Origin of the sequence: Phyllobacterium sp. YR531 (assembly GCF_000282595.1) — a bacterium.
Lineage (GTDB): Bacteria > Pseudomonadota > Alphaproteobacteria > Rhizobiales > Rhizobiaceae > Phyllobacterium.
In genome coordinates this window covers 175,956-200,851 of record NZ_AKIZ01000013.1, presented here as the reverse complement: position 1 = coordinate 200,851, position 24,896 = coordinate 175,956, and the positions used below count along the sequence as shown (strand labels likewise).

The 24,896-nt window shown below is 53.5% G+C and carries 28 protein-coding genes and 1 pseudogene; 19 read left to right on the top strand and 10 right to left on the bottom strand.

The annotated features are described in order from the left end of the window. A partial coding sequence (locus tag PMI41_RS04425) for a 7-cyano-7-deazaguanine synthase (RefSeq protein WP_008122207.1) occupies window positions 1-372 on the bottom strand: 372 nt, incomplete at its 3' end. Window positions 373-444: 72 nt separating this feature from the next. Beyond that, the gene (locus PMI41_RS04420; protein WP_008122206.1) at window positions 445-822 is read right to left on the bottom strand and encodes a hypothetical protein; all 378 of its coding nucleotides are present in this window, start codon (window positions 820-822) and stop codon (window positions 445-447) included. A gap of 165 nt (window positions 823-987) precedes the next feature. Between PMI41_RS04420 and PMI41_RS04415 the strand changes: the two genes are divergently transcribed. The 7 genes and pseudogenes from PMI41_RS04415 (at window position 988) to PMI41_RS04390 (ending at window position 6,353) form a co-directional block, all read left to right on the top strand. After that, a complete protein-coding gene (locus tag PMI41_RS04415) occupies window positions 988-1,461 on the top strand; it encodes a GNAT family N-acetyltransferase (RefSeq protein ID WP_008122205.1) in 474 nt (157 codons plus the stop codon). 372 nt (window positions 1,462-1,833) lie between these two features. Beyond that, complete coding sequence (gene sdhC, locus PMI41_RS04410) at window positions 1,834-2,232, top strand: succinate dehydrogenase, cytochrome b556 subunit (RefSeq protein WP_008122204.1); 399 nt, start codon at window positions 1,834-1,836, stop codon at window positions 2,230-2,232. A gap of 11 nt (window positions 2,233-2,243) precedes the next feature. Beyond that, the gene (gene sdhD, locus PMI41_RS04405) at window positions 2,244-2,627 is read left to right on the top strand and encodes a succinate dehydrogenase, hydrophobic membrane anchor protein (RefSeq protein ID WP_008122203.1); all 384 of its coding nucleotides are present in this window, start codon (window positions 2,244-2,246) and stop codon (window positions 2,625-2,627) included. A gap of 8 nt (window positions 2,628-2,635) precedes the next feature. Beyond that, on the top strand, window positions 2,636-4,468 hold the full coding sequence (gene sdhA / locus PMI41_RS04400; protein WP_008122202.1) for a succinate dehydrogenase flavoprotein subunit: 1,833 nt from the start codon (window positions 2,636-2,638) through the stop codon (window positions 4,466-4,468). A gap of 82 nt (window positions 4,469-4,550) precedes the next feature. Then, window positions 4,551-5,330, top strand: coding sequence for a succinate dehydrogenase iron-sulfur subunit (locus tag PMI41_RS04395; protein WP_008122201.1), 780 nt, complete (start codon window positions 4,551-4,553; stop codon window positions 5,328-5,330). 38 nt (window positions 5,331-5,368) lie between these two features. Next, window positions 5,369-5,479 (top strand): annotated as a pseudogene (locus PMI41_RS24555) (nucleotidyltransferase domain-containing protein); the annotation flags it as partial. A gap of 364 nt (window positions 5,480-5,843) precedes the next feature. After that, window positions 5,844-6,353, top strand: a complete 510-nt coding sequence (locus PMI41_RS04390; RefSeq protein WP_040853708.1) for a hypothetical protein — start codon at window positions 5,844-5,846, stop codon at window positions 6,351-6,353. 91 nt (window positions 6,354-6,444) lie between these two features. On the opposite strand, the gene PMI41_RS04385 is transcribed toward PMI41_RS04390, so the two are convergent. Continuing rightward, complete coding sequence (locus PMI41_RS04385) at window positions 6,445-6,882, bottom strand: OsmC family protein (protein WP_008122197.1); 438 nt, start codon at window positions 6,880-6,882, stop codon at window positions 6,445-6,447. Between the two features lie 173 nt (window positions 6,883-7,055). Between PMI41_RS04385 and PMI41_RS04380 the strand changes: the two genes are divergently transcribed. From PMI41_RS04380 to PMI41_RS04360, 5 genes are all read left to right on the top strand, one after another. Continuing rightward, window positions 7,056-7,580: a hypothetical protein gene (locus tag PMI41_RS04380; protein ID WP_008122195.1), complete on the top strand. Its 525-nt coding sequence runs from the start codon at window positions 7,056-7,058 to the stop codon at window positions 7,578-7,580. 31 nt (window positions 7,581-7,611) lie between these two features. After that, the gene (locus PMI41_RS04375; RefSeq protein ID WP_008122193.1) at window positions 7,612-8,652 is read left to right on the top strand and encodes an aldo/keto reductase; all 1,041 of its coding nucleotides are present in this window, start codon (window positions 7,612-7,614) and stop codon (window positions 8,650-8,652) included. Window positions 8,653-8,886: 234 nt separating this feature from the next. Continuing rightward, window positions 8,887-10,425, top strand: a complete 1,539-nt coding sequence (locus tag PMI41_RS04370) for a sodium:solute symporter (protein WP_008122191.1) — start codon at window positions 8,887-8,889, stop codon at window positions 10,423-10,425. Window positions 10,426-10,435: 10 nt separating this feature from the next. Next, a complete protein-coding gene (locus PMI41_RS04365) occupies window positions 10,436-10,732 on the top strand; it encodes a hypothetical protein (RefSeq protein ID WP_008122190.1) in 297 nt (98 codons plus the stop codon). Window positions 10,733-10,797: 65 nt separating this feature from the next. Continuing rightward, window positions 10,798-12,120 (top strand): LLM class flavin-dependent oxidoreductase, encoded by a 1,323-nt coding sequence (locus tag PMI41_RS04360; RefSeq protein ID WP_008122188.1) that lies wholly within the window; start codon window positions 10,798-10,800, stop codon window positions 12,118-12,120. A gap of 10 nt (window positions 12,121-12,130) precedes the next feature. Here the strand turns inward: PMI41_RS04360 and PMI41_RS04355 are convergent, their stop codons facing one another. Beyond that, entirely contained in the window at window positions 12,131-13,354 is a 1,224-nt protein-coding gene (locus tag PMI41_RS04355; RefSeq protein WP_008122186.1) for a ubiquinone biosynthesis hydroxylase, read from the bottom strand. Between the two features lie 85 nt (window positions 13,355-13,439). Between PMI41_RS04355 and tesB the strand changes: the two genes are divergently transcribed. From tesB to PMI41_RS04340, 3 genes are all read left to right on the top strand, one after another. Then, complete coding sequence (gene tesB / locus PMI41_RS04350) at window positions 13,440-14,324, top strand: acyl-CoA thioesterase II (RefSeq protein WP_008122184.1); 885 nt, start codon at window positions 13,440-13,442, stop codon at window positions 14,322-14,324. A 254-nt stretch (window positions 14,325-14,578) separates the two neighbouring features. Next, a complete protein-coding gene (locus PMI41_RS04345; RefSeq protein WP_008122182.1) occupies window positions 14,579-14,917 on the top strand; it encodes a P-II family nitrogen regulator in 339 nt (112 codons plus the stop codon). Between the two features lie 25 nt (window positions 14,918-14,942). Beyond that, entirely contained in the window at window positions 14,943-16,322 is a 1,380-nt protein-coding gene (locus PMI41_RS04340) for an ammonium transporter (protein WP_008122179.1), read from the top strand. Between the two features lie 57 nt (window positions 16,323-16,379). Here the strand turns inward: PMI41_RS04340 and PMI41_RS24145 are convergent, their stop codons facing one another. Continuing rightward, entirely contained in the window at window positions 16,380-16,811 is a 432-nt protein-coding gene (locus PMI41_RS24145; protein ID WP_008122176.1) for a hypothetical protein, read from the bottom strand. A 283-nt stretch (window positions 16,812-17,094) separates the two neighbouring features. Between PMI41_RS24145 and PMI41_RS04330 the strand changes: the two genes are divergently transcribed. The 3 genes from PMI41_RS04330 to PMI41_RS04320 all read left to right on the top strand — a co-directional run bounded on the left by PMI41_RS04330 (window position 17,095) and on the right by PMI41_RS04320 (window position 21,507). After that, complete coding sequence (locus tag PMI41_RS04330; protein WP_008122174.1) at window positions 17,095-19,725, top strand: DNA translocase FtsK; 2,631 nt, start codon at window positions 17,095-17,097, stop codon at window positions 19,723-19,725. Window positions 19,726-19,962: 237 nt separating this feature from the next. Beyond that, entirely contained in the window at window positions 19,963-20,601 is a 639-nt protein-coding gene (locus PMI41_RS04325) for an outer membrane lipoprotein carrier protein LolA (protein ID WP_040853754.1), read from the top strand. 99 nt (window positions 20,602-20,700) lie between these two features. Beyond that, complete coding sequence (locus PMI41_RS04320) at window positions 20,701-21,507, top strand: exodeoxyribonuclease III (RefSeq protein WP_008122170.1); 807 nt, start codon at window positions 20,701-20,703, stop codon at window positions 21,505-21,507. A gap of 135 nt (window positions 21,508-21,642) precedes the next feature. On the opposite strand, the gene PMI41_RS04315 is transcribed toward PMI41_RS04320, so the two are convergent. Both PMI41_RS04315 and PMI41_RS04310 read right to left on the bottom strand, forming a co-directional pair. Continuing rightward, complete coding sequence (locus tag PMI41_RS04315; RefSeq protein ID WP_008122168.1) at window positions 21,643-22,098, bottom strand: cyclic nucleotide-binding domain-containing protein; 456 nt, start codon at window positions 22,096-22,098, stop codon at window positions 21,643-21,645. A 38-nt stretch (window positions 22,099-22,136) separates the two neighbouring features. Beyond that, complete coding sequence (locus tag PMI41_RS04310; RefSeq protein WP_008122166.1) at window positions 22,137-22,820, bottom strand: response regulator transcription factor; 684 nt, start codon at window positions 22,818-22,820, stop codon at window positions 22,137-22,139. A 129-nt stretch (window positions 22,821-22,949) separates the two neighbouring features. On the opposite strand from PMI41_RS04310, the gene PMI41_RS04305 reads away from it, so the two are divergent. Next, entirely contained in the window at window positions 22,950-23,483 is a 534-nt protein-coding gene (locus PMI41_RS04305) for a L,D-transpeptidase family protein (RefSeq protein ID WP_008122164.1), read from the top strand. On the opposite strand, the gene PMI41_RS04300 is transcribed toward PMI41_RS04305, so the two are convergent. From PMI41_RS04300 to PMI41_RS04290, 3 genes are read right to left on the bottom strand one after another with little or no spacing between them, the layout of a single operon-like run. Beyond that, a complete protein-coding gene (locus tag PMI41_RS04300) occupies window positions 23,480-24,136 on the bottom strand; it encodes a methyltransferase (protein WP_086003506.1) in 657 nt (218 codons plus the stop codon). The genes PMI41_RS04305 and PMI41_RS04300 overlap by 4 nt on opposite strands. 24 nt (window positions 24,137-24,160) lie before the next feature. Then, complete coding sequence (locus PMI41_RS04295) at window positions 24,161-24,589, bottom strand: EVE domain-containing protein (protein WP_008122161.1); 429 nt, start codon at window positions 24,587-24,589, stop codon at window positions 24,161-24,163. An 8-nt stretch (window positions 24,590-24,597) separates the two neighbouring features. Next, on the bottom strand, window positions 24,598-24,888 hold the full coding sequence (locus PMI41_RS04290) for a YciI-like protein (RefSeq protein WP_008122159.1): 291 nt from the start codon (window positions 24,886-24,888) through the stop codon (window positions 24,598-24,600). Window positions 24,889-24,896 lie beyond the last annotated feature (8 nt).

Here is a 24,896-nt window from a genome sequence, read left to right as displayed (position 1 = left end):
GCCGCGACGATAGGCAAGGGCGGCCGCCAGCGTGAAAAACAGCAGATTGCGGCCGGGAACGAATGTATTGGGCAGGCCATTTTCCGCCATTTCAATGGCGATATCATCCGTCATTGCTGAGCTGCCAAGCTGGCTGACAATTCCTGCATCGAGCATATGATCTTCGCCGAGCCGGGCTGCCCATTGCGGAAACTGCTTTATTAACGCCACCCTGAATTCTTTGCGAACCTCAAGCTCTATCCTGTGACGTTGACCATAGTCGAAACCCACGGTTTCCACGCGCTCAAAATTCGATAGAGCCCATGCCAGGCAGGTTGCAGAATCCTGGCCGCCGGAAAACAGAACGAGGGCACCGCCGCTGCGTTGAGCCATAATGAATACCTTTCAAATGAGCCGGTCCCATACAGGCGCCGCACATATGAGGCAAATCAAATTTCGGATTCGTCAGTCGGGACAGCCGGGATGTTCAAGGATTGCGATCTCATTACGGTCGAGGCCATAGCGGTAGCTCAGGCCCTTGATGACGATAGGCGCATCGCAACCAGTATTAGGTGCGGGAATGACACCCACAACCAGCGGGTCAGCCGCCGGATAGATGACAGTGGGCCCGCTGGCGCGCTTATAGACTGGAGTATTACGCCGTACCTGCTGACCCACAATGTCGGACTTGGAAGCCCTTGAACCAACAAAAATGATCTTTGGCCCGCCGGCGTTATGGATGATGACATTGCCATATTCATCGCCATAAGTGCCGTTGTCGGCGAGCGCTGCGCTCGATAGGCTTCCGAGTGCGGCCAGAACGAAAAGTGATGTGCGCAACATGGCGAGACCTCAAATCAGGGATCGTCACACCAGCATTAACCATTTGTTAACGATTGTCATCTGCTTGAGCGCAATCAAATCGATTTTGATTCCGGCTTAAGGTTGACGCGAACGGCACAATCAACCAATCCTTGGACAAGCAGCAACAAAGGGACGGAAGCGATAATGACCAAGAAAGCCGCAGACGAACACGCCATTGATATTTCCCTGCTGCATTTGAATGATGCACATGAATTCGCGCCGCTGCTGGCCAGCTATGCACAGGCGCTGAAGCGGGGTGCGCCCCGCCGTCCTGATGATTATTACGCCGAAAATCTCCTGCGTGACCGCGCAGCGGAAATTGCCGGGGCAAGACTTGACGGCAATCTTGTTGGCTTCGTCATTTTCTACGATCTGCCCGAGCCGGTATCGGGTATGCGGGCTGGTCAAGTCGATCATATCTATGTGCACCATGACCATCGCGGCAAAGGTATCGCCAAAGCGTTGATCGATGTTCTTGCCGACAAGGCGGAAGAGCGCGGATGGACCAAGCTGTCGCTCAACGCGCCGCGTCTGCCGGAAGATGGCCGCAAGCTCTACGAACAGGTTGCCGCTCCGGCAGACTGGACGAGTTTCATCATTCGTTTCGGCAATCAATAACCACCGAAGAGATTAAGGAGTTGCTCCAAGCTGGGAGCGACTCTCAGCGTCGCAGATGAACTTGCGATGTCTTGGCCATGGCAAATGGTCGGGCAGTAAATCTGGACAGACTCACTCAACTATTTCTGACATTATTTTGATGAACTTTTTTGCCCTGCGAAAAGGCGATTTATGCCGTTTAAACGATTGAATTCTATACAAAAACCTTATTGACTTGCTATTAGAGCCAATTCGCCGCATGAGGGTTCTGAATGGGGCTTTGACGCAGTGCAAAAACAGCATTAAAACCCTTCTAAATTGGCTCCATCAGCCTTTCGGCCCTGCCCGTCTTTTTATCATCCCTGAGGCGCGGCTTTTCTCATTGGGGACGCTATGAGCAAGACAAATTTGCACTCGAACCGGCCATTATCGCCGCATTTGCAAATCTACAAACCAATTCCCACCATGGTTATGTCCATCGTGCACCGTATCACAGGTTGCGCGCTTTACTTTGGCACATTGTTGGTTGCGTGGTGGCTGATTGCGGCCGCAACGAGCCAACAACAGTTCGATATTGTTTCCATGGTCTATGGCTCGTGGATCGGTCTTCTGGTGCTGCTCGGTTATACCTGGGCGCTGATCCATCACATGATTGGCGGTATCCGCCATCTGATCTGGGATACCGGACGCGGTTTGGAAAAAGACACCACCACCAAAATGGCGTGGGCTTCGCTCATCGCTTCCGTTCTGTTGACGATCCTTGTCTGGGTCGCCGTATTTGCACTCGCGTAAGGAGCTATACCATGGCTGATATGCGCACTCCACTTTCCAAAGTTCGCGGACTGGGTTCTGCGAAGGAAGGCACCGAACATTTCTGGCGCCAGAGACTGACAGCAGTCGCGAACATTCCGCTGATGCTGTTCTTTATCGGGTTGATTGTGTCCCTCCACGGCGCAAGCTTTGAAGAAACACGGGCAGCATTGTCGCACCCGCTGACTGCGCTGGTTCTCATTCTGGTACTTCTGTCCGGCCTGTACCATATGCGTCTTGGCATGCAGGTTGTCATTGAAGATTACGTGCATGGCGAAGGCGCAAAGCTTGCTTGCATCATGCTCAACACGTTCTTCACAGTCGCCGTGGGTGTTGTCAGCCTCTTTGCGATCCTCAAGCTGAGTTTCGGAGTTTAATCTCGATTATGGCTACTACAGAAAACAAAGCCGCAAAGCCCTACACGTTTGTTGACCACCAATTCGATGTGGTCGTTGTGGGTGCTGGCGGCGCTGGTCTTCGCGCAACGCTCGGCATGGCCGAACAAGGCTTGAAGACGGCATGCATTACCAAGGTTTTCCCGACCCGCTCGCATACGGTTGCAGCGCAGGGCGGCATTGCAGCCTCGCTCAGCAATATGGGCGCGGATTCCTGGCAGTGGCACATGTTCGATACGGTCAAGGGCTCTGACTGGCTCGGCGATACCGATGCCATGGAATATCTTGCCCGTGAAGCACCAGCGGCTGTTTACGAGCTTGAGCATTACGGTGTGCCATTCTCCCGTACTGAAGAGGGCAAGATTTATCAGCGCCCATTCGGCGGCCACATGATGAATTACGGCGATGGTCCGCCCGTGCAGCGCACATGCGCCGCGGCTGACCGCACGGGCCATGCCATCCTGCATACACTCTATGGCCAGTCCCTTCGTCACAACGCGCAGTTCTTCATTGAATATTTCGCGCTGGATCTCATTCAGGATGAAGACGGCACGATTACCGGCGTTGTTGCGTGGAATCTCGACGACGGAACAATTCACCGTTTCGCCGCCAAGATGGTTGTCATGGCGACGGGCGGTTATGGCCGGTCCTACTTCTCCGCAACGTCGGCGCATACATGCACCGGCGATGGCGGCGGCATGGTTGCCCGCGCCGGCTTGCCCTTGCAGGACATGGAGTTCGTGCAATTTCATCCAACAGGCATTTACGGTGCCGGTTGCCTGATCACTGAAGGCGCGCGCGGCGAGGGTGGCTATCTGGTCAATTCCGAAGGCGAGCGCTTCATGGAGCGTTATGCGCCATCGGCCAAGGATCTTGCATCCCGTGACGTGGTCTCACGCTGCATGACGCTGGAAATCCGCGAAGGGCGTGGCGTTGGCAAGAACAAGGATCATATTTTCCTGCATCTGGACCATCTTGATCCTGCCGTTCTGCATGAACGCCTTCCCGGCATTTCCGAGTCCGCGAAGATTTTTGCAGGCGTTGATCTGACCCGCGAGCCAATTCCGGTCCTGCCTACGGTTCATTACAATATGGGCGGTATTCCAACCAATTATTGGGGTGAAGCACTTAATCCCACACCTGAAGATCCGGATCGCATCCAGCCCGGCCTCATGGCTGTGGGTGAAGCGGGCTGCGCCTCGGTGCACGGGGCCAATCGTCTTGGTTCCAACTCGCTGATCGATCTGGTTGTGTTTGGCCGCGCTGCTGCCATTCGCGCCGGTCAGGTGATTGATCGCAACTCGAAGATTCCGGAAATCAACGAGGCTTCGGTGACGAAGATCATGGACCGCTTTGATCGCCTGCGTCATGCCAATGGCGGAACGCCAACAGCTGTCCTTCGCGAAAAGATGCAAAAGACCATGCAGGAAGACGCAGCCGTGTTCCGCACATCTGAATCGCTGAAATCCGGTGTTGAGCGCATGGAAAAGATCTGGAGCGAGCTGCCTGATATCAAGGTCACGGACAGGTCAATGATCTGGAATTCTGATCTGGTGGAAACACTTGAGCTGGAAAACCTCATGGCGAATGCCTTGACCACTGTGGTTGCCGCAGAAGCCCGCAAGGAAAGCCGCGGCGCGCATGCTCACGAGGATTTCCCCAGCCGTGATGATGTCAACTGGCGCAAGCACAGCCTCGCCTGGCTGTCGCCGGAAGGGGAAGTTACGCTCGGCTATCGTCCTGTTCACCTTGATCCGCTGGTCAAGGAAGAGGATGGCGGTATCAGCCTCGCCAAGATCGCGCCGAAAGCGCGTGTGTACTAAGGCAGCCCCGGCTGCAATGAACAAAAGAGAGAAAGCGGTTCATTGACCCCGTCAGGGAATCGTTAAAAAGGACCAGAACATTATGGTTGAACTTGCACTTCCGAAGAATTCGAAGATGCAGCCCGGCAAGACCTGGGACCGTCCGGCAGGCGCGAATAATCTGCGCGAATACCGGATTTACCGCTGGTCGCCGGATGATGGTGAAAATCCCCGTATCGACACCTATTATGTCGATCTGGATGATTGCGGTCCGATGGTTCTCGATGGCCTGCTCTGGATCAAGAACAAGATCGATCCGACGCTGACGTTGCGCCGTTCCTGCCGTGAAGGCATTTGCGGCTCATGTGCAATGAATATTGACGGCACGAATACGCTCGCCTGCACCAAGGGCATGGATGAGATCAAAGGTGCAGTAAAAATTTATCCTCTGCCGCATCTGCCGGTGGTGAAGGATCTGGTTCCCGATCTTTCAAACTTCTATGCCCAGCATCGCTCTATTGAGCCTTGGCTGAAAACAGTTTCGCCGGAGCCTGCAAAGGAATGGCTGCAAAGCCATGAAGATCGCGCCAAGCTCGATGGCCTTTATGAATGCATCCTGTGTGCCTGCTGCTCAACATCCTGCCCGAGCTACTGGTGGAATGGCGATCGTTATCTCGGCCCGGCTGTGCTGCTGCAGGCCTATCGCTGGCTGATCGACAGCCGCGATGAGGCAAAGGGCGAACGTCTGGACAATCTTGAAGATCCGTTCCGGCTCTATCGTTGCCACACGATCATGAACTGCGCACAGACCTGCCCGAAGGGCCTCAACCCTGCCAAGGCAATTGCCGAGATCAAGAAGATGATGGTGGAGCGCCGCGTTTGAACCTGCCTTCGGGCTTTTCTCAAGAAGCGGTTTCCGGAATTCGCCAGCGTTTGGCTGAGATCGAGTCCACAGGCGTCGCCATACCTTTGGCAATTGAAAGTGGTAGCCGGGCTTGGGGCTTTCCGTCGCCCGACAGTGATTATGACTGTTTCATGAACTGAACATGCCGCGTCTCGAGGAGAAGATTACCCGTAAAGGCTCGGTCAGATTTGCAGCGGCTCAGGATTTTTATAGAAGCGAAGTCGAATTATTTTCCCAAGAAGCAAACGTTTAATCAAAAACGCTTTGCCTGATCCGCATGCTTGACTTCCCGCTGGAGATTGATCTAATTCCAAATCAGTGATTTAGCGTTGTTTTATTATTTTTATTCGGACGCTCGTTAGCCGAGCAACCGGGATTTATTAAATTCATTTTCAAATTACGGATTGATTTATGCGCCCGTTATTCATGTTCCCTGTTCTTTCCATAGTTTTATTGAGCGTTGTTGGTTGCCAAACTGGCAAGCCAATATCCATGACTGTTACTGCAAAGCCAACGGCATCAAACATCCAGAATGGCGATGTTCTGGCACCGCAACGCCGAGCTGGCTTGGATATACCCGCATTGCATGGCACAGAAATTGTCACTGTACGTACCTACGAACATACCAAGAAGAAGGACGGTGGCTTCGTCACCAGCGTCGAGTTGGAGAACGTTGATTGCGTACTTGAAAGCGATGGCTTTACAGCCTCAGTCAAGACGCCAGCGGAAGTGCGCGTGCCTGATTATGGTTATGCGTCGCGTCCGATTTCAGCGAAATGCAATGCGCCGGGTTTCAAGACCTCTTACAAGAATGCGTCGGCTTTCAATAGGACTATGGAACAACGTATGTCCAGCGCAGGTTCTGGCGGGTTTGCAGGTGTTGTTGTAGTCGCTTTGATCAACGCAGCTTCTGATATCAAGAAACATGATTTTGGTTATCGACCAATTGGCGTGACAATGAATCGAATTGGATGCGAGGCTTCCAAGGTGAAATGCCGTTAGTGTAGTTTTCAAGGGTTAGCATCGCAGCAACCAATTAAAACAGGAATGGGCGCCGAAGCGCCCATTTGGAGATTTACGTTTGCTGAAAAATTTAAGCCAGCTTGGCGTCCAGCGTTACTTCGATAGCGCCGAGTGCCTTTGACAGAGGGCAGGTTGCCTTAGACTGGTCTGCAAGCTTGGCGAATGTATCTGCATCAATGCCCGGAACGTCGCCGACCAGCGTCAATGCGCTTTTGGTAATCTCAAACCCGCCGCCTGCAGCAGGGCCTACAGTAACAACCGCCTTGGCATCGAGATTCGTTGCCGGTGTGCCGTTCTCAGCCAGAAAGTGCGAAAGCTGCATGGCAAAGCAGCCGGCATGAGCGGCAGCGAGCAGTTCTTCCGGATTGGTACCGGATGTGCCGCTTTCGTCTTCAAAGCGGGCTTTGAAATTATAGGGAAGGGCTTTCAGCGCACTACTTTGCGTATCGAGCGTGCCTTTGCCATCCTTCAGTGCGCCCTGCCAGATTGCTGTTGCTTGTCTGTCCATGAGTGACTCTCCCTCGTTAAGGTGTGCGTTGGTTTGATGTCATGTTGGTGTACTTACCGTAACGTACGATCCCTATCAGTGTTCCGTATCAAATCCATGGCTGCCGTCCGTTCGCCTAATATACAAACGGATTTCTCCTCTGTAGAACGGAAAAATCAAATGGGGGTTTGTTAATGCATATTCTTCTGGCCTTGCTTGGGATCGTTGGTGGCGGGCTGTTCTGGTGGTACCGGGTGCGAACACTGGGCGATGCTGCAAGCGATGTCATCGACACAGCGGGAAAAGCCAGAGGTTATCTGCGCCGTAAAAAGATCCGCCTGCAGCACGAGCACTCGCCTTTGACCGCGATTGATGATCCCGTTCTTGCGGCGGCCACGGTCATTTTTGCAATCATTTCGGAAGACACTTTGATCACTGATGCGCATTATGAAGCGGTGCGCGATGCGATTATCGATATAAGCGAACCGGCAAAAGCCGATGAAGCGGTTATCTATGCGAAATGGGCTGTCAGCCAGATTGATGATACGGTCACTGTGATAGAAAAAACCACACCGCTGTTGCGCACGCGATTAAACGATGTGGAAAAACGCGAATTGATTGATATGGTGGGCAGGGCTGCCGCCGCCATTACGGTTCCTCCCACTTACGGGCAGCGTGTGAAGAAGCTCAAGCAAAAGCTTGGTCTTGAAATCGACTGATCAAACGCGACAATCCAGATAGGAATTTCCCTTGAAACTGAAGAAACTTGGCCGGACGGATATAGACGTCACGGAAATTTGCCTCGGCACGATGACTTGGGGCGTACAGAACACTGAAGCCGATGCACACAACCAGATCGACTATGCTCTGGATTCAGGCGTCAATTTCATGGACACGGCAGAAGTCTATGCGATTCCGTCCAGTGCAGAGACCTATGGCAAGACCGAAGAATATATTGGCAGCTGGTTCAAGAAAACCGGCAAGCGTGATCGTTTCGTTCTGGCAACGAAAATTTCGGGCGGTGGTCAAAGCTGGATACGTGAAGCCAGCAAACCAAGCCGCACAAGCGTGCGTGAAGCTGTCGAAGGTAGCCTGAAGCGCCTGCAGACCGATTATATAGACCTTTATCAGGTGCATTATGCAGCGCGGGGGCATTATCATTTCGGTGGTGCTTGGAAGTTTGAACCACACACGCAAGACCGGACGCAGGTACTCGACCAGATTGAAGATGCATTGCTTGGGCTTGGCGATATGGTCAAGGAAGGCAAGATACGGCAGATCGGCCTGTCCAACGAAACCGCATGGGGCATTGGTCAGTGGTTGAAACTGGCAGAGCGCAACGATCTGCCACGCGTTGTCTCCGTGCAAAACGAATACAGCCTCATCCAGCGGGTTTTTGATCTCGATCTGGCGGAACTGAGCCACCACGAGAACGTGGGCCTGCTTGCCTATTCATCGCTGGCTTCCGGTGTGCTTACCGGCAAATATCTGGATGGCAAGGTTCCTGCTGGTTCGCGCGGTGCAATTCAGACAGGTGGACTCTGGCGCAATAATGAGCATTCGGAGCCTGCTGTTCGTGCTTATGTCGATCTTGCCAAAAGGCATGGTCTTGATGTCTCGCAAATGGCAATTGCTTTTGCACTCACCCGTCCGTTCATGACCTCGGTAATTATCGGAGCCACGACGATGGACCATTTGAAGACGGATATTGCGGCAGCCGATCTCGAACTTTCGCCAGAACTTCTGGCCGAAATCAACGCGATCTACCGGAAATACCCGCGCGCACTTTAGGCGTGATTTGTAGAGCAGACTGCTGCTTGGTCTGCTCTATAACCGAATACATCCTGACCCTCTTTTTTGGCGGCTGTATTCGCGAGTGAGACGATACTCTGCACCTTAATGCAATTTTTGATTTGTTTTTTCTTTAACTCGGGTGGTGTTTGGATTTCTATCCCACGCCAACCTCGTCTCAATGGGTATTTTACAAGAAATTTTTAGCGAACCTATTTTTATTGGAATTTTTTAATGGATAAATCGACTCTGGCTTTAACGCCCGGATTAACACCCGCCCTTGGCTACGCTCTTATGATCGGATTGGGTCTGGTCTCCCTGATAATAGCACTCATTGTACGCGCCAAACTCGTGCGCAACACACATGACTTCATCATATCTGACAGAAAGATTGGCTTCGGCTTCGGTGTCGGTTCGGTCATCTCCGTCTGGACATGGTCGATGGCAGTCATGATGACATCCGCAATGACCTTTCAATGGGGCCTGTCCGGGCTGTTCTGGTTCGTTGTGCCCAACGGACTGGCGATCATGCTGTTGATCCCCTTTACGCGGGTGCTGCGCCGCCAGATGCCAAATGGATATACTATTTCAGAATTTGTACGCCATAGGTTCAATCGATCCAATGTGGCGACCGGCATTGTGACTGCCACAATGATCTTCGGGATCATTCTGGAATTGCTGATCAACCTCAAGGGCACATCTGTGGTCATGTCGACCATATTCGGCACTGATTGGGCCATTGCTGCGCTTGTGGGCATGCTTTCGGTGTTGATCTATTCTTACTTTGGCGGCCTGTGGACCAGTGTCATGACAGGAACCATCAATCTGCTGATGATCACTGTACCGGCAGCGATCATCGTGTCTCTGGCCTTTGACAAGGTCCCGGGTGGTGCTGCGGCAGTCATGGAAAAGGTTGGTGCGGCAGGCGCTGAAAATCTATCCGTACTGCGCCCTGAAGCTGCTGCCGGGTTCGGTATTACTTTGGCGTTCGGTATTTTCGCTGCGGCAATTGCAGATCAGACATTCTGGCAAAAAGCCTGGGCCTTGCGTCCGGAATATGTGAACAAAACATTCCTGTGGTCCGGCGCCTTGTTTTACCCGATCCCGATTTGCCTTGGCATGCTCGGTCTCATCGGCATCGCCTATGGCATCACGCTACCGGAAATTGGCGGCGACAGTGCCGCGATTGGCCCATATCTCATCGCCCATCTTGGATTGCCAATATTCGTAATTGTTATCTACGCATTAGTCATTCTAGCTGCCTGCTATTCAACCATTGATGGAGCCAGTGCTGCTCTGTCTTCTATAGTTGCAGTGGACATCGTTAAGCGTGTTGCGCCGGCAACATCGGAAAAGACGCTGTTCGTCATTACCAAACTGTCCATTCTGGGCGGTGGATTTATTGCCCTCTCCATCGTCCTTTCCGGTGTTGATTTCACAACGCTTGTACTGACCACCTATGCGTTGAAATCTTCCATTCTGCTTCCATTGGTGTTGGCAATCTTGTGGCCAAGGACAAACACCGTTGGTTTTGTTGGCGGTATCGTTCTCGCCATCCTGATCGGAATGCCTATCCGCCAATATTACGGTGATCTCATCGGGACGCTTTCTATCGTCAGCATCAGCGGCCTTGCGGTTGTCATTGCTGCTGCATTCAAGCCTGTGCGATTTGACTTTTCATCCTTGCGGGAAGCCGGGGTTTTAAGCGGGGCTGCTGCGCCAGGTGAACCTGTGCATGGCCTTGGCAAATCCGCTTCACAGACGGCATCGTAAGGAAAGAACCATGTCAACAATTTCACTCATCATCATTGCGCTTGGCGTTGCCGTCAGCATTTTCTTCACCTTTGGTTTCATTCGCGGCGTGCGCAATGCCATCGCCGCGATACGCTCCACTGAACCGGCAGGCAAAATGCCTGAGAACGGCCATTGGGCAAGCATAGCTATAGTCTTCTCACTGTCGATCTTTGTCATTGCAGGGATCGGCTATGACTATCGCTTTATCTATGCGGGGCCTTTGTTGGTGCTGGTCACAGCTGCCGGAACTGCACTCGCTTTCTTCATTGAGAAGCGGCCTTCCTGACCTGCCAGCCAGTAATCTTTAAATATTCATTTTCGAGGCATTGGCCTCCATAAGCGGTGATTGATATGACCAAGAAGAAAGCCCATTTTTTGGGCTTCATACAGCATGGGGTCAGCAGCCATGCGACCGGCATGTGGCGGCATCCAAAAGACAAGGTTGGCTGGGATTATGCATCTCCGCCCTATTGGCATCATTTGGGACAGACGCTGGAACGAGGCCTGTTCGATGCAATTTTCATCGCCGATGAACTTGCGCCCTATAATACTTATGCGGATAGCTCCGACACGACGGTCAAATACGCCGTGCAATTTCCGACGCACGAACCATCGACCATTGTGCCGGTGATAGCAGGTGCGACGCGCAATCTTGGAATCGGCGTAACTCTTTCAACTGCGTTCGAGCATCCCTATTCAATGTCGCGGCGGCTTTCGAGCCTCGATCATCTGACGGGCGGCCGCCTTGCGTGGAATATTGTCAGCTCCTACTCCAAGAGCGAATGGGATGCCTATGGCTCTACAATGCCAGATCGCTCGCTGCGCTATGAGCGGCTTCACGACTATATCGATCTCTGCAAGAAGCTTTGGTCGTCATGGGATGAGGGTGCGATCGTTGCGGACAGGGTAAACGGTGTTTATGCCGATCCGTCAAAGGTACGTGAAGTCAACCATGACGGACCATTCTTCAAATGCCGCGCCCGCCATTTCGTGTCGCCATCTCCGCAAGGAAATCCGGTTCTGTGGCAGGCGGGTTCGTCCGATGCGGGCCGTGATTTTGCGGCGGAACATGCCGAAGCAATCTTTGCTATTCACCCGACGGTAGAGCGTATGCGCGCCTATAGTGATGATCTCAACAACAGGCTTGTTACGCGGTTTTCCCGCCCTGCCAACAGCGTCAAACTTATTTATGGCATTCAGGTTGTAGTGGCAGAAACGCGCGCAGAGGCGGAAGAGAAATACGAGTTTATCCGCTCGCTGGTGCCGAAGGAAGGATCGCTCGCGATGATTTCCGGACAGCTTGGCGTAGATTTCTCGCAATACGATCCGGATCAGGCGCTCGCCGATATTGCAGTGCCGGGTATTCAAGGTGTGAAGGACGCTCTGGTGGAATCAGGCTCTGGAAAGACCGTGACCATTGCGGAAGCAGCCCAAACCTATTCCTTACGCTTCTCCATGCCGGCACTCGTCGGTACCCCCGCCGATATTGCCGATCAGTTGGAGGACTTCATGGATCGGGGCGGTGCAGATGGCTTCATGTTGCTTGCCACTTACACGCCGGGTTGCTTTGAGGAATTCGTCGATCTGGTGGTGCCGGAATTGCAAAGACGTGGCCGCTACCGGTCCGCTTATACCGGTACGACATTGCGGGATAATTTACGCCAGACCGACTAATGGCGAAAGATCAGATCGACTGCCCCTGCAGCAGCTTCGGGGCAGTCGGTGATAGTCCGGCGGCTTGACGGATGAAGAATCCTTTAAGCCGCGGCATGCGTTCGACAAGACCAAGTCCGAAATCACGCAATGCGCGGACAGGTACATTGTCGTTCGAGAACAGGCGGTTAAGCACGTCGGTGGTTACGCCCATCTGTACCGTGTCGAAACGGCGCCATGTCTGGTAGCGCTCCAACACTGCAATAGAACCAATGTCGAGGCCAAGGCGATCTGCATCGACAATTGTTTCAGCAATGGCTGCTGCATCCTTGAAGCCGAGGTTCAGCCCTTGTCCGGCAATAGGATGAATGCCGTGGGCCGCATCGCCGACAAGCGCAAACCGTGGCTTGATGAAATCGCGCGCCAGCGTCAGGCTGAGCGGGAAAGCCTTGCGGACACCTTCGACACGCAGTTCGCCAAGCTTCAGGCCGAAGCGCTGTTCAAGCTCCGCATCGAAGACGAAATCATCTTCCTTTATCAAGCGCTCCGCATCGGCGGTACGTTCCGTCCAGACCAGCGAAGAACGGTTGCCTTTCAACGGTAGCACGGCAAATGGACCTGCGGGCAGGAAATGTTCTTCCGCGCGGCCATTATGCGGGCGCTCATGTGCAACTGTGCATACGATTCCGGACTGGCCATACTCCCAGTTCACGGTCTTGATACCCGCCATATCACGCAGGCGCGACTTTACACCATCCGCCGCTATCAGCAGGCGGGCCTGTAAAGACTTGTCATCGCCATAGCGCACAGTCAGACTATTATCGCCTTGATCGAAACCATGCACTGGCGCACCCTCAATGAAAACCACACCGAGCTTGTCGGCCTTTTCCCGCAACGAGGCATTCATCAGGCGGTTTTCCACCATATGCGCAAACGGCTCGCCGGGCTCGATTTCGCCGTCAAAAGTCAGGAAGACCGGGCGTACCGGATCGGATGTACGCGAATCGGTGACAATCATCTCGTTGATAGGTTGGGCATCTGGGAGAATCGACTGCCAGCATCCAAGCTGGTCCAGCATACGGCTTGCTGCCGCCGCGATGGCCGATGCACGCGTATCATTGCGCCATACACCGGCGGGTGCAGCATCGATGACAGTCACTCCAAGATGCGGCGCAGATGACTTCAGCGCAACCGCAGTCGCCATGCCAACATAACCTGCGCCGGCGATGATGATGTCTGTGCGGGGTGCGTTCATGATGGTCTCCGGGTTGACTATACTTGACTTGTCGGCCTGTTCCTGTTGCAAGCGATGACACAGATGAACAGGAGATTTGTCGATCATGTCTGAAGCGCCCAAGTCAACAGCAATGACCGAGCTTTTGTCCATACTCGACCTTGAGACGCTTGAACACAACCTGTTTAGAGGTCGCAGCCCTCAGGTCGGCTGGCAACGGGTTTTCGGCGGGCAAGTTATTGGTCAGGCGCTGGTTGCGGCCCAGCGGACAGTAGACCCGCTGCGGCATGTGCACTCGCTCCATGGCTATTTCATGCGGGCAGGCGATCCCAAAGTGCCGATCATCTATGAAGTTGATCGTATTCGCGACGGCTCAAGTTTCACCACCCGCCGCGTCGTTGCCATACAGCATGGTCACGCCATTTTCTCACTGGAAGCCTCATTCCAGATTGAGGAAGAGGGGCTGGAGCATCAAAAGCCAAAGCCTTTGGATATTCCCGCGCCAGAAAGCCTCATCTCCGACAAGGACATGAAAGAGCAGTATCTGCAAAATGCGCCCAAGATCATCCGGCAGTACTGGGAGCAGGATCGGCCAATCGAGATCAAGCCGCTGTCGCTTCGGCATTATCTGACACGGGACAAGCTTCCGCCTGAGCAAAGCGTCTGGATAAAGGCGACCGGTCCCGTGCCGGAAGATCGCGCCATACAGGCCGCGATTCTGGCCTATCTGTCGGATATGACTTTGCTCGATACATCGCTCTACGCTCATGGCCGCAATATTTTTGATCGCGATCTGCAGGTTGCCAGCCTCGATCATGCCATGTGGTTCCACCGGCCCTTCAGCTTTGATGACTGGATACTCTATACGGCCGACAGTCCAAGCACTTCGGGTGCGCGGGGCTTCAATCGTGGCGCGCTTTATAGCCGGGACGGTACTTTAATCGCCTCGACTGCGCAGGAGGGCCTAATTCGTGTGCATAGTACAGAGTGAAACTTGAGCGACTGTCCATTATCGCCTAAATTTTAGGCATATTGCTGCAGTGCACATAAGCTTGAATGCCTTTATAAAAAATATCCATTTAATTTCAAAGTATTAGAAGTAATTTTCGAATCTGGCACGGAACTTGAATGCTCCTTCTCAGTCACCAAGGGTCTCTCGGCCTGAGGCGATGGGTTCAACGCGGTTGCTGAGAGTTCAGATAATTCCATCTGACGGGCACCGCGCAAAGCGCAGGGGTATAGTCAATGAAAATTGTGATGGCCATCATCAAGCCGTTCAAGCTGGACGAAGTGCGCGAAGCACTCACCGCTGTCGGCATTCAGGGCCTGACCGTCACCGAGGTGAAGGGTTATGGCCGCCAAAAGGGACACACCGAGATTTATCGTGGCGCGGAATATGCTGTCAGCTTCCTTCCAAAATTGAAGGTTGAAGTCGCCGTCGCGTCGGATCTCGTCGATACCGCCGTTGAGGCCATCACAGCCGCCGCCAAGACCGGCCAGATCGGTGACGGCAAGATTTTCGTTCTCAGCATCGAGCAGGCCGTCCGTATCCGTACGGGCGAGACCGATACCGAAGCGCTGTAAGTAATTGGGGTTCAAGGAGAGCATAATGAAAATTCCAAGCAGATTGACAACAGCGGTAGGCAGTACCCTTCTCGGGTCGCTGGCTTTAACCGCATTCGGCTCACTAGCCGCTTTTGCGCAGGAAGCAGCTCCGGCTGCTGCGCCTGAAGCCGCGGCAGCGGCGGTGGCAACGATCAACAAGGGCGACACTGCCTGGATGATGGTCGCTACCATCCTCGTCCTGTTCATGATCCTTCCGGGTCTTGCCCTGTTCTATGGCGGTCTGGTCCGCGCCAAGAACGTTCTTTCTGTGCTCATGCAGTGCACCGGCATCACCGCCGTCGTCATGGTCATCTGGGTCGTCTATGGTTATTCGTTCGCATTTGGTGGCAGCACCAGCCCTTATTGGGGCGGTCTCGGCAAGCTTTTCCTTGCTGGCGTAACGCCTGATTCTGCAGCCGCCACCTTTACCGATGGCGTCCAGATTCCTGAACTCGTCTTCATCTGCTTCCAGATGACATTCGCCTGCATCACACCAGCGCTTATCGTCGGTGCTTTCGCAGAGCGCATCAAATTCTCGGCAACGATCCTGTTTGTAGCTCTCTGGGTAACCTTCGTGTATTTCCCGATTGCCCACATGGTCTGGGACGCAAACGGCCTGATCTTCGGTTGGGGCGCGCTTGATTTCGCCGGTGGTACCGTCGTTCACATCAATGCGGGTGTTGCCGGTCTGGTCGGTGCTATTGTTATCGGCAAGCGCAAAGGCCTTGGCCGCGATATGATGGCGCCGCATTCCATGCCGCTCACCATGATCGGTGCTGCAATTCTCTGGGTTGGCTGGTTCGGCTTCAATGCCGGTTCTGCACTGGAAGCCAATGGCACTGCGGCTCTTGCCATGATCAACACATTTACCGCGACTGCCGGTGCGATCATCGCCTGGGTTGTTATCGAAGCCTTCGCCCGCAAGACCGCGTCCATGCTGGGTGCCGCATCGGGTATTGTTGCCGGTCTGGTTGCCGTCACTCCTGCTGCGGGTACTGTCGGTCCAATCGGCGCTATCGTCCTTGGCGCGATTGCCAGCGCGATCTGCTACTACATGGTTGCAGTGGTCAAGCCGAAGCTCGGCTATGATGACAGCCTCGATGTGTTTGGCGTGCATGGTATTGGCGGCATCGTTGGTGCTATCGGCACCGGCATCTTCACCAGCGCGGCTCTTGGTGGCGTTGGCTTTGCAGAAGGCGTCACATTGGGCGCGCAGGTTGTTACGCAGATCAAGGCCGTTGCCGTTACCATCGTCTGGAGCGGTATCGGGTCGTTCATCCTCTACAAGATCGTGGATGTGATTGTCGGCCTGCGTCCAACTGCAGAAAACGAGTCCATCGGTCTCGATCTCACGTCACACGGCGAAGCTGCCTATCACAATTGATAGCATTCTTGCGAGAATCAAAAGGCCCGGTTTTCCGGGCCTTTTCTGTTTAACTGATCAGCAACGGTAGCGGCGGCCATCGCGGCCTATATATGTTCCATATCCTTCGCCGTAACGGTCGGAGCAACGGGCACGCCGTTCACGGTCGGCATCGCGTTTCTTTGCCGCCTGGTTTGCGGCTCCGATTGCCACCGCACCGAGCGTCAAACCGATGATTCCGGCAGCGATTGCAGCATCCTTTTCTTTCTTTTCGCGACGGCGTTCGCGCTTTCTCTCATCATGCCGCCTCTCGTCACGCCATTTGTCCTTCTGTCGCCAGCAGCGGTCGCGTTCCCAACGGTCAGAATCACGGCAAGACCTGTTGCCATCCCATTGCGCAACTTGATAACTGCCGGTTGGATATTGCTGCTGTGCGCCAGCGGGCACGGTAGTGATCATCAGGCTGCCAATGACGGCAAGCTGGATCGTACGGAAAATTGTTGTGGTCAAGGCTATCTCCATTTTTTGGAGACACAGAAATTGAGCTTCAACATTGCAACAATGTTACGGTTGCCGGGGGCTTTTGCGCTTTTAGGGTCGAGCTTCAGGTCCTCACGTTCCATTATGGGTAGCAAATTTCTGTACTAGTGGCAGGCAAGAATCCGATAAAACCAGCTAATTTCCTACACAGTGCCCATGGTTAATGGCCCCTTAACCATCCACCACGTAAGTTTGGAATCAGCTCCGTGGAATGCACAGCCACAGGGCATAGATTCACGTGGGACCGGATTTCATGCGTCAAGGATATTCAGCCTCTTATGCCATCGACGACGACAGGACAGGTTTTTATAACCTGTTCCGCAGGCAGATAAACATCCTGATCGGTCTGGCAATCCTTTGCCTCGTCGCGCTTGCTATCGGCAGTCTGGCAACCTGGAATGTGCTTGATCCAAGCTTTAGCCACGCCACATCCAACCCCACACATAATGCCCTTGGTTATGCCGGAGCAGTGTTTTCCGACCTTGGAATGCAGTTTTTTGGCCTTTCCACAGTCGTTGCGCTGATGCCAGCCGTGTTCTGGGGCGGGCTTTTCATGACTGGGCGTGGCGTTGACCGCATGATGCGTCGCACCGTTGCATGGTTCTGTGCGTCTCTGCTCGCGGCGGCCATGGCAGGATGCTTTGCGATACCGGAAAGTTGGCCGATGCCGATTGGTCTCGGCGGCGTACTGGGCGATATGGTGCTGAAAATTCCGGCAATTTTCACCGGCACTTTCCCGCGCGGTGGCCTTGCCATGATCTTGGTCGGCGTCCTTGCTGTTCCAACACTATGGATTTTCGCCTTCGCCAGCGGCCTTACCTATCGCGGTAGCGAGCCTGCCATTGCCAAGAAGACAACCCGCCATGTGGCTGAGCCGGATGATTTCGAGGATGACGAAGATGAGGATGATGACCGCGAGGGCGGTGGTTTGCTCGCACTTGGTGCGGTAACTCATTTTTTCTACAGCACGCGCGCTCTATTCCGCCGTCTTTCCGGCAGGGGTGCCGGAATTTACAACAGCGCACGCAGTCTTGGTGCTCGCAATGATGATGGCTTCGGCGATGTTCCTGTGTCACGCCAGAAGGCGGGTAACAGCGGTGAGCGGCGGGAGCCGGGCTTCCATAATGAATCTCCCCGCATTGAGGCTCCATCAATCGAAATCGATGATGATGATTTTGACAGCCAGAGCGACCGCTTTGATCCTGTCGCTTTCAGTGATGAGGATGAGGCCGTCGATGACTGGGCGCCACAGGCTGCACCAGCACGCCCGGCGGCAAAACCAGCAGCTCGTGTTTCAACGCCTGCTCCGGCACCCAAGGCCGGTGTCCGTATTCAACGTGAAGCTCAGGCTTCATTGATCAAGTCCGACGGGTTTGAAATGCCGCCGCTGCATTTCCTCAGCGAGCCAAAAAATGTTGTACGCAATCCGAGCCTTTCCAAGGAAGCGCTGGAGCAGAACGCACGTTTGCTGGAGGGTGTTCTGGAAGACTTCGGCGTTCGCGGCGAGATCATCCACGTCCGGCCGGGACCCGTTGTTACGCTTTACGAGCTTGAACCGGCACCGGGCATCAAATCCTCGCGTGTCATAACACTCGCGGACGATATTGCCCGCTCAATGAGTGCTATCGCAGCACGTGTTGCTGTCGTGCCTGGTCGCAATGCCATTGGTATCGAATTGCCCAATCAGACGCGTGAAATGGTCTATCTGCGTGAGCTGCTTGCAAGCCGTGATTTTGAGCAGACAAAGACCAAACTGGCGCTGGCGCTGGGCAAGACCATCAATGGCGAGCCTGTTATTGCCGATCTGGCGAAGATGCCACATTTGCTCGTTGCCGGTACAACCGGCTCGGGCAAGTCCGTTGCCATCAATACGATGATCCTGTCATTGGTCTACCGGATGACGCCGGAACAGTGCCGGCTGATCATGATCGATCCGAAAATGCTGGAACTCTCCATCTATGATGGGATTCCGCATCTGCTGACGCCCGTCGTAACTGATCCCAAGAAAGCCGTCGTCGCGCTGAAATGGACAGTCAAGGAGATGGAAGACCGTTATCGCAAGATGTCGAAAGTGGGCGTCCGCAATATTGACGGCTTCAACCAGCGTGTTGAACAGGCCCGGCAAAAGGGTGAACGTATTGCCCGCACTGTGCAAACCGGCTTTGACCGTGCCACGGGCGAAGCGGTTTATGAGACCGAGGAGCTCGATTTGACCGCGATGCCTTATATCGTGGTGATCATCGACGAAATGGCCGATCTCATGATGGTGGCCGGCAAGGATATTGAAGGCGCGGTGCAGCGTCTGGCACAGATGGCACGCGCCGCTGGCATTCATGTGATCATGGCGACGCAGCGTCCTTCGGTGGATGTTATCACCGGTACGATCAAGGCGAATTTCCCAACGCGTATTTCATTCCAGGTTACGTCCAAGATCGACTCGCGCACTATTCTTGGTGAACAGGGTGGTGAGCAACTGCTTGGTATGGGCGATATGCTTTACATGGCAGGCGGTGGACGCATCCAGCGTGTACACGGACCCTTTGTTGGCGACGATGAAGTTGAAAAGATTGTCCAGCATCTCAAGATGCAGGGTGTGCCCGAATATCTTGATTCGATCACCGAGGAAGATGATGAGGACGACAGTGGCGGCGGGCCTGCCGGAACATCCAATCTGGAAGATTCGGACGATCCATATGATCAGGCCGTTGCCGTTGTGTTGCGCGACAAGAAGGCTTCGACGAGTTACATTCAGCGCCGTCTCGGTATTGGCTACAACCGTGCTGCCTCGATTATTGAACGCATGGAAGAAGAGGGGCTTGTTGGCCCCGCCAACCATGCGGGCAAGCGTGATATTCTTGTGCCGACGCAGGACGATGATTTCTAGATTCAGGCAAGCACATCTAACGATTTGAAATTGCTTGTAAGACTAAGCGTGACGTAACGGGCTGTTACGAACGTTATGGAACTGGGTAAGCCCAATTCCTATATGTGTTTTGCGGTTGTTACGTGACGGAAACGTGGAACCGGATTACGCAGCCCGCCGTTTCTTGGCCATACTCAAGCCAAACTGATCGAGTAGGCCTAAGATAATATGACAGGAGACCGTAGACCCATGAAAACCATGACAGCCTTATTTCGCGTTGCAAGCCCGTTTGCTCGGCGCGTCGTAGCTGCTTCGATTATTGGCATGGGCCTCCTGGCGGTACCGGCAATAGCGCAGAATGCGGTACCGGGTGCTGCCCAGCAGATTGCCAACCAGTTTTCGAGCGTAAAGACCCTGACGGGTGATTTTGTCCAGTTCGGTCCGCGCGGCGAACAGACCGAAGGCACGTTCTATATTGAGCGTCCGGGCAAGATTCGCTTCAACTATAATAAGCCTTCGCCTATCCGCGTTATTTCGGATGGCGATTCCGTCGTCATCAATAATCGCAAGCTCGATACATGGGATCTTGTTCCGCTGTCGAAAACGCCCTTGAAGCTTCTCCTGAGTGACCAGATCAACCTTACCGGCAATACGGTCAAATCGGTCAAGGAAGAGCCGGACATGACAACCATCGTTCTTGGCGACAAGTCGATCTTCGGCAATTCGACCATTACCATGATGTTCGACCCCAAGACTTTTGAACTGCGTCAATGGACCATCACCGATGCACAGGGCCTCGACACCACCGTTATGATCACCAATGTGCGTACCGGCGTCAAATTCGCCAAGGATATGTTCACCATCGACTATACGCGTATCGCCATGAAGGGCAGATAAAGCGAGGACAGTGGTGTTCGCGTAGCGTTATCCGGTTTCAATCATCTTGAACTTGTTTTAGTCTCGCGGCTTCATCATCACCCGCGAGACTTTTTCTTCATGCCTTTTTCCGTTGCTACCTGGAACATCAATTCGGTGCGCTTGCGCTTGCCGCTGGTCCTGCAATTCCTGCGCGATTATCAGCCGGATGTATTATGTTTGCAGGAAACCAAATGTCCCGATGACCTGTTTCCGCGTGAAGCATTTCATATGGCCGGTTATGAACATATCGAGATCAGCGGCCAGAAGGGTTATCACGGCGTCGCAACGCTTTCACGTCGGCCTTTGACAGAACCGGCGCGTGTCGGCTTTTGCGATATCGCTGATTGCCGCCATCTGAGCACGATTGTCACCGCTGGTTCAAAGCGGATGCGTATCCATAATTTCTACGTTCCGGCTGGCGGCGATGAACCTGACCCGGTGATCAATCCCAAATTCAAACACAAGCTTGGTTTCCTTGATGAGATGAAAGCCATGAATGCAGTATATGGCGATGGCCATGCCTCGCTGCTGGTTGGTGATCTCAACATTGCTCCACTTGAAACCGACGTTTGGTCGCACAAGCAGTTGCTGAAGGTTGTAAGCCACACGCCAATAGAAACTGAAGGGCTGGAAAATTTGCGCAAGAACGGTGGCTGGAGCGATCTTATGCGTCACCACATTCCGCCATCCGAAAAGATTTACACCTGGTGGAGTTATCGGGCGGCGGATTGGGCTGCAGCAGACCGCGGGCGGCGGCTGGACCACATCTGGGGATCGCCAGACCTCGAAGCCGATTTGAGAGACATAATAATCCTGCGCGAAGCACGCGGCTGGGAGCGTCCGTCCGACCATGTTCCGGTCATCGCACGGTTTGATCTGGATTGATCGCAACCTGTAAGGGGTTTTCCGTAAACCGGAGCTGTTACGCGCAAAAATCGCACGTTTTGAAAGCAAAAACATCGATTCGGGGAGCAAAATTACAACCAGTGCGGGAAATTTGGTTGTGATTACGCGAGTTGGCTATTCGCCAAACAGTTTTTCGTACTTCGAAATCTCTGCGATCATCTCGCTCAGGTCCTCCGAAATCTGGTCATGCAATGCGGCCGCGATTTCAGGATATTCTTCGAGAATACGCCTGAACAATGAGCGGTTCAGGCGTATGACTTCGGTTTCCGTGTCAGCCATTGCGCTGGTAAGGCGTTTGGTTTGGGCGATAATCGCCATTTCACCAAGAACGGCTCCAGGCCCGACTGTTTTAAGGGCTATCCGGCCGGAAGGACCTTCGCGGAACAGGGAAATCGTACCGCGATCAATGACATAGGCGCAATCTGCCGACTGACCTTCGCGGTAAAGCTCACGCCCTTCCCGAAGAACCAGTCGCTCTGTCCCGAAGGCAAGCAGCCGCAACTGGTCGCGCGTAAATGTGCCGAACAGTCCCACCGTCTCCAGAATGCGAATATCATCTTCAATTGCCATGCAATTACAGACATATACCTAGATTGACCAAATCGGCATCAAGGAATGAGCTTGTATCCCCCGCTTTCCGTGACAAGTATGGTTGAATTCGATGGATCCTGCTCGATTTTCTGCCGAAGCCTGTAAACATGCGTCTCAAGCGTGTGAGTTGTCACGCCAGAGTTGTAGCCCCAGACCTCTTCCAGAAGAATATCGCGAGTAATGACCTTACCGCCAGCGCGGTACAGGTATTTTATGATAGCGACTTCCTTTTCGGTCAGCCTGATCTTGCCGCCCTTGGCATCGATCAGCATCTTCTGGCCGGGCTTGAATGTATAAGGGCCAACGACGAATGTTGCGTCTTCGCTCTGCTCATGCTGACGAAGCTGGGCGCGAATACGTGCCAGCAATACAGCGAAGCGGAACGGCTTGGTGACATAGTCATTAGCGCCCGACTCAAGACCAAGAATCGTATCGGAATCAGTATCATGGCCGGTAAGCATGATGACCGGAGCCTTGAACCCGCCTTTGCGCAAAAGCTTGATGGCTTCGCGACCATCCATGTCCGGCAAGCCGACATCCATGATCAAAAGGTCGACAACACCGTTCCGTGCGGCCTGTATGCCCTTGGTCGCATTGTCTTCCTGAACAATCTGGAACTCTTCATAAAGGCTCAGCTGCTCAACAAGAATGGCTCGCAGGTCTGCATCGTCGTCGACGATTAGAATGGTACGTGCTGTCATCGGATCTCCCGCAGATGGAAAGAAGTCGTTGGAATTTAAGTCGAATTCTACAGGAAAGAAAGAGCATCGACTTGATATTGCTTATGCGGCGCATCACTCTGCCATAAAAATGCTTTTTATGAGGCAAGCATGCCACGAAGCTCCTTGAAATATATAGATGTTCGCCCGCGTCCCGGTCATAAAAGCCAGGGACAGCTCATTGCGGGTGGAATTGTCCTGCGCTGTGCGCTGGGTAAAGGTGGCATAATCTCCAGAAAACGCGAAGGTGACGGTGGCACCCCGCTGGCATCAATGCGCCTCCTCTATGGGTTCAAAAGACCAGACAAGCAGGTAAGGGCAACGCGATTGTTAAGGCTTAACCCGCTGAAAACTAATGATGGCTGGTGCGAAGTCAGCAATGATCGCAATTATAATCGCCAGGTTCAAATACCCTATAATGCCAGCCACGAAACCATGTGGCGCAAAGATGATCTCTACGATATCTGCATCGTTTTGGATTGGAATATCCGGCCACGCAGAAGGGCGGGTGGCAGCGCGATCTTCTTCCATCTGGCTAGGCCGCAATACACCCCAACAGAGGGATGTATTGCCCTAAATCGGGCTGATATGAACAGGCTCCTGCCGCATCTTTCGGATAAAACAGTGATCCGCGTGCTGCGTTAGTTCGGGAAGCGCCAGACAGTTGTTTTCTTGATTTCTGCATCTTCGAGAACGCGGGTAACGGGAACTGAATAAACCGCCAGCTGCTCCAACAGGTTTTTGGGGAAATAGGATCGCCCGGGATCGCCAATAATCACGTCGGCTCCACGTAAAGCCAGTTCGGTAAACCAGGGAATGAGTTGATCTGCCAAAGGCTTGTCATAGAAGACATCGCCCGCAAGAACGACGTCCCAACCTTCATCTTTGCCAATCAGATCAGCTATGCGCACGTCGAGCTTCACAGCATTGACATCGGCATTAAGACGGATTGCTGGCGCTGTAAAAGGATCGATGTCGCAGCACTGAACCTGCTTTGCCTTTGCCATCGCAGCGGCTATGCCGACGAGACCTGAACCTGACGCAAAATCAAGCACCGAGCGGCCCTTTACCACTTCGGGGTGGTCAAGCAGGTAGCGCGCGACGCCCTGACCACCAGCCCAGGCAAAGGCCCAGAAAGGTGGTGGAAGGCCGATAGTCGCAAGCTCGTCTTCGGTGCGCTGCCATAGCTCATGAGCTTCATCGGCAAGATGAAGCTTGATCTCCGGAACATGCGGCGGCGATTGTAAAGACGTATTTGCGAGAACGAATTGCCGGAAACGTTCGCTGGCAGGGTCCAGCGTAAGCTCAACCAAAATAGACGATCACTTGGGAGCAGGAAGGAGATTGCCCATACGGCAAACTTCTTCCCATTCATCTTCTGTAACCGGCTGAACGGAAAGGCGCATTGATGTGACAAGAGCCATTTTCTCGAGCTTCGGATTTGCTTTTACGTCTTTCAGGGTAACGGGCTTTGGCATGTCCCTGACAGCGCGGATATCAACGCAGTCCCAGCGAGGATCATCCGTGGTCGAATCGGGGTGGCTCAGGGCACAGACCTCAACAATTCCTACGACTTCCAATCCTTCATTCGAATGGTAGAAGAAGCCTTTGTCGCCAATTTTCATGGCGCGCATATTGTTTCGGGCAAGATAGTTGCGAACACCCGTCCATTCCGTGCCTTTGGCACCAGCAGCTTTCTGTTTTTCCCACGACCATGCGTCGGGTTCGGATTTATATAGCCAGTATGCCATGTTGAAGCCTATTTATTGTCCGGGTTCTTGATTGCCCAATTCCACGGGCGAATGTCAACAGAGGCGAAAAGCCCAGCCTTGGCGTAGGGGTCATTGGCCGCGATTTGCTTTGCTGCAGCCAAATCAACCGCCTCGACAACAACCAGACTGCCATTCGGCTTTGCATCATCACCAAGGAACGGGCCTGCAAATTTAAGCTGATCGCCCAGACCATTCAGATATTCGAGATGAGAAGTCCTGGTATCAAGACGTAGCTGCAGGCTGTCAGGCTTGTCGTTGCATAAAAGCGCAAAAAGCATTCTATTCT

What these genes read in the sequence shown, in the direction of transcription:
- PMI41_RS04390 (WP_040853708.1), top strand. Translation starts at nt 5,844, where the DNA reads ATGACTGTTACTGCAAAGCCAACGGCATCAAACATCCAGAATGGCGAT.
- PMI41_RS04305 (WP_008122164.1), top strand. Translation starts at nt 22,950, where the DNA reads ATGCCACGAAGCTCCTTGAAATATATAGATGTTCGCCCGCGTCCCGGT.
- PMI41_RS04320 (WP_008122170.1), top strand. Translation starts at nt 20,701, where the DNA reads ATGCCTTTTTCCGTTGCTACCTGGAACATCAATTCGGTGCGCTTGCGC.
- PMI41_RS04385 (WP_008122197.1), bottom strand. Translation starts at nt 6,882, where the DNA reads ATGGACAGACAAGCAACAGCAATCTGGCAGGGCGCACTGAAGGATGGC.
- sdhA (WP_008122202.1), top strand. Translation starts at nt 2,636, where the DNA reads ATGGCTACTACAGAAAACAAAGCCGCAAAGCCCTACACGTTTGTTGAC.
- sdhC (WP_008122204.1), top strand. Translation starts at nt 1,834, where the DNA reads ATGAGCAAGACAAATTTGCACTCGAACCGGCCATTATCGCCGCATTTG.
- PMI41_RS04365 (WP_008122190.1), top strand. Translation starts at nt 10,436, where the DNA reads ATGTCAACAATTTCACTCATCATCATTGCGCTTGGCGTTGCCGTCAGC.
- PMI41_RS04325 (WP_040853754.1), top strand. Translation starts at nt 19,963, where the DNA reads ATGACAGCCTTATTTCGCGTTGCAAGCCCGTTTGCTCGGCGCGTCGTA.
- PMI41_RS04330 (WP_008122174.1), top strand. Translation starts at nt 17,095, where the DNA reads ATGCGTCAAGGATATTCAGCCTCTTATGCCATCGACGACGACAGGACA.
- PMI41_RS04310 (WP_008122166.1), bottom strand. Translation starts at nt 22,820, where the DNA reads ATGACAGCACGTACCATTCTAATCGTCGACGACGATGCAGACCTGCGA.
- PMI41_RS04380 (WP_008122195.1), top strand. Translation starts at nt 7,056, where the DNA reads ATGCATATTCTTCTGGCCTTGCTTGGGATCGTTGGTGGCGGGCTGTTC.
- PMI41_RS04355 (WP_008122186.1), bottom strand. Translation starts at nt 13,354, where the DNA reads ATGAACGCACCCCGCACAGACATCATCATCGCCGGCGCAGGTTATGTT.
- PMI41_RS04295 (WP_008122161.1), bottom strand. Translation starts at nt 24,589, where the DNA reads ATGGCATACTGGCTATATAAATCCGAACCCGACGCATGGTCGTGGGAA.
- PMI41_RS04360 (WP_008122188.1), top strand. Translation starts at nt 10,798, where the DNA reads ATGACCAAGAAGAAAGCCCATTTTTTGGGCTTCATACAGCATGGGGTC.
- PMI41_RS04290 (WP_008122159.1), bottom strand. Translation starts at nt 24,888, where the DNA reads ATGCTTTTTGCGCTTTTATGCAACGACAAGCCTGACAGCCTGCAGCTA.
- PMI41_RS04340 (WP_008122179.1), top strand. Translation starts at nt 14,943, where the DNA reads ATGAAAATTCCAAGCAGATTGACAACAGCGGTAGGCAGTACCCTTCTC.
- PMI41_RS04315 (WP_008122168.1), bottom strand. Translation starts at nt 22,098, where the DNA reads ATGGCAATTGAAGATGATATTCGCATTCTGGAGACGGTGGGACTGTTC.
- PMI41_RS04395 (WP_008122201.1), top strand. Translation starts at nt 4,551, where the DNA reads ATGGTTGAACTTGCACTTCCGAAGAATTCGAAGATGCAGCCCGGCAAG.
- PMI41_RS04420 (WP_008122206.1), bottom strand. Translation starts at nt 822, where the DNA reads ATGTTGCGCACATCACTTTTCGTTCTGGCCGCACTCGGAAGCCTATCG.
- sdhD (WP_008122203.1), top strand. Translation starts at nt 2,244, where the DNA reads ATGGCTGATATGCGCACTCCACTTTCCAAAGTTCGCGGACTGGGTTCT.
- tesB (WP_008122184.1), top strand. Translation starts at nt 13,440, where the DNA reads ATGTCTGAAGCGCCCAAGTCAACAGCAATGACCGAGCTTTTGTCCATA.
- PMI41_RS04370 (WP_008122191.1), top strand. Translation starts at nt 8,887, where the DNA reads ATGGATAAATCGACTCTGGCTTTAACGCCCGGATTAACACCCGCCCTT.
- PMI41_RS04345 (WP_008122182.1), top strand. Translation starts at nt 14,579, where the DNA reads ATGAAAATTGTGATGGCCATCATCAAGCCGTTCAAGCTGGACGAAGTG.
- PMI41_RS04415 (WP_008122205.1), top strand. Translation starts at nt 988, where the DNA reads ATGACCAAGAAAGCCGCAGACGAACACGCCATTGATATTTCCCTGCTG.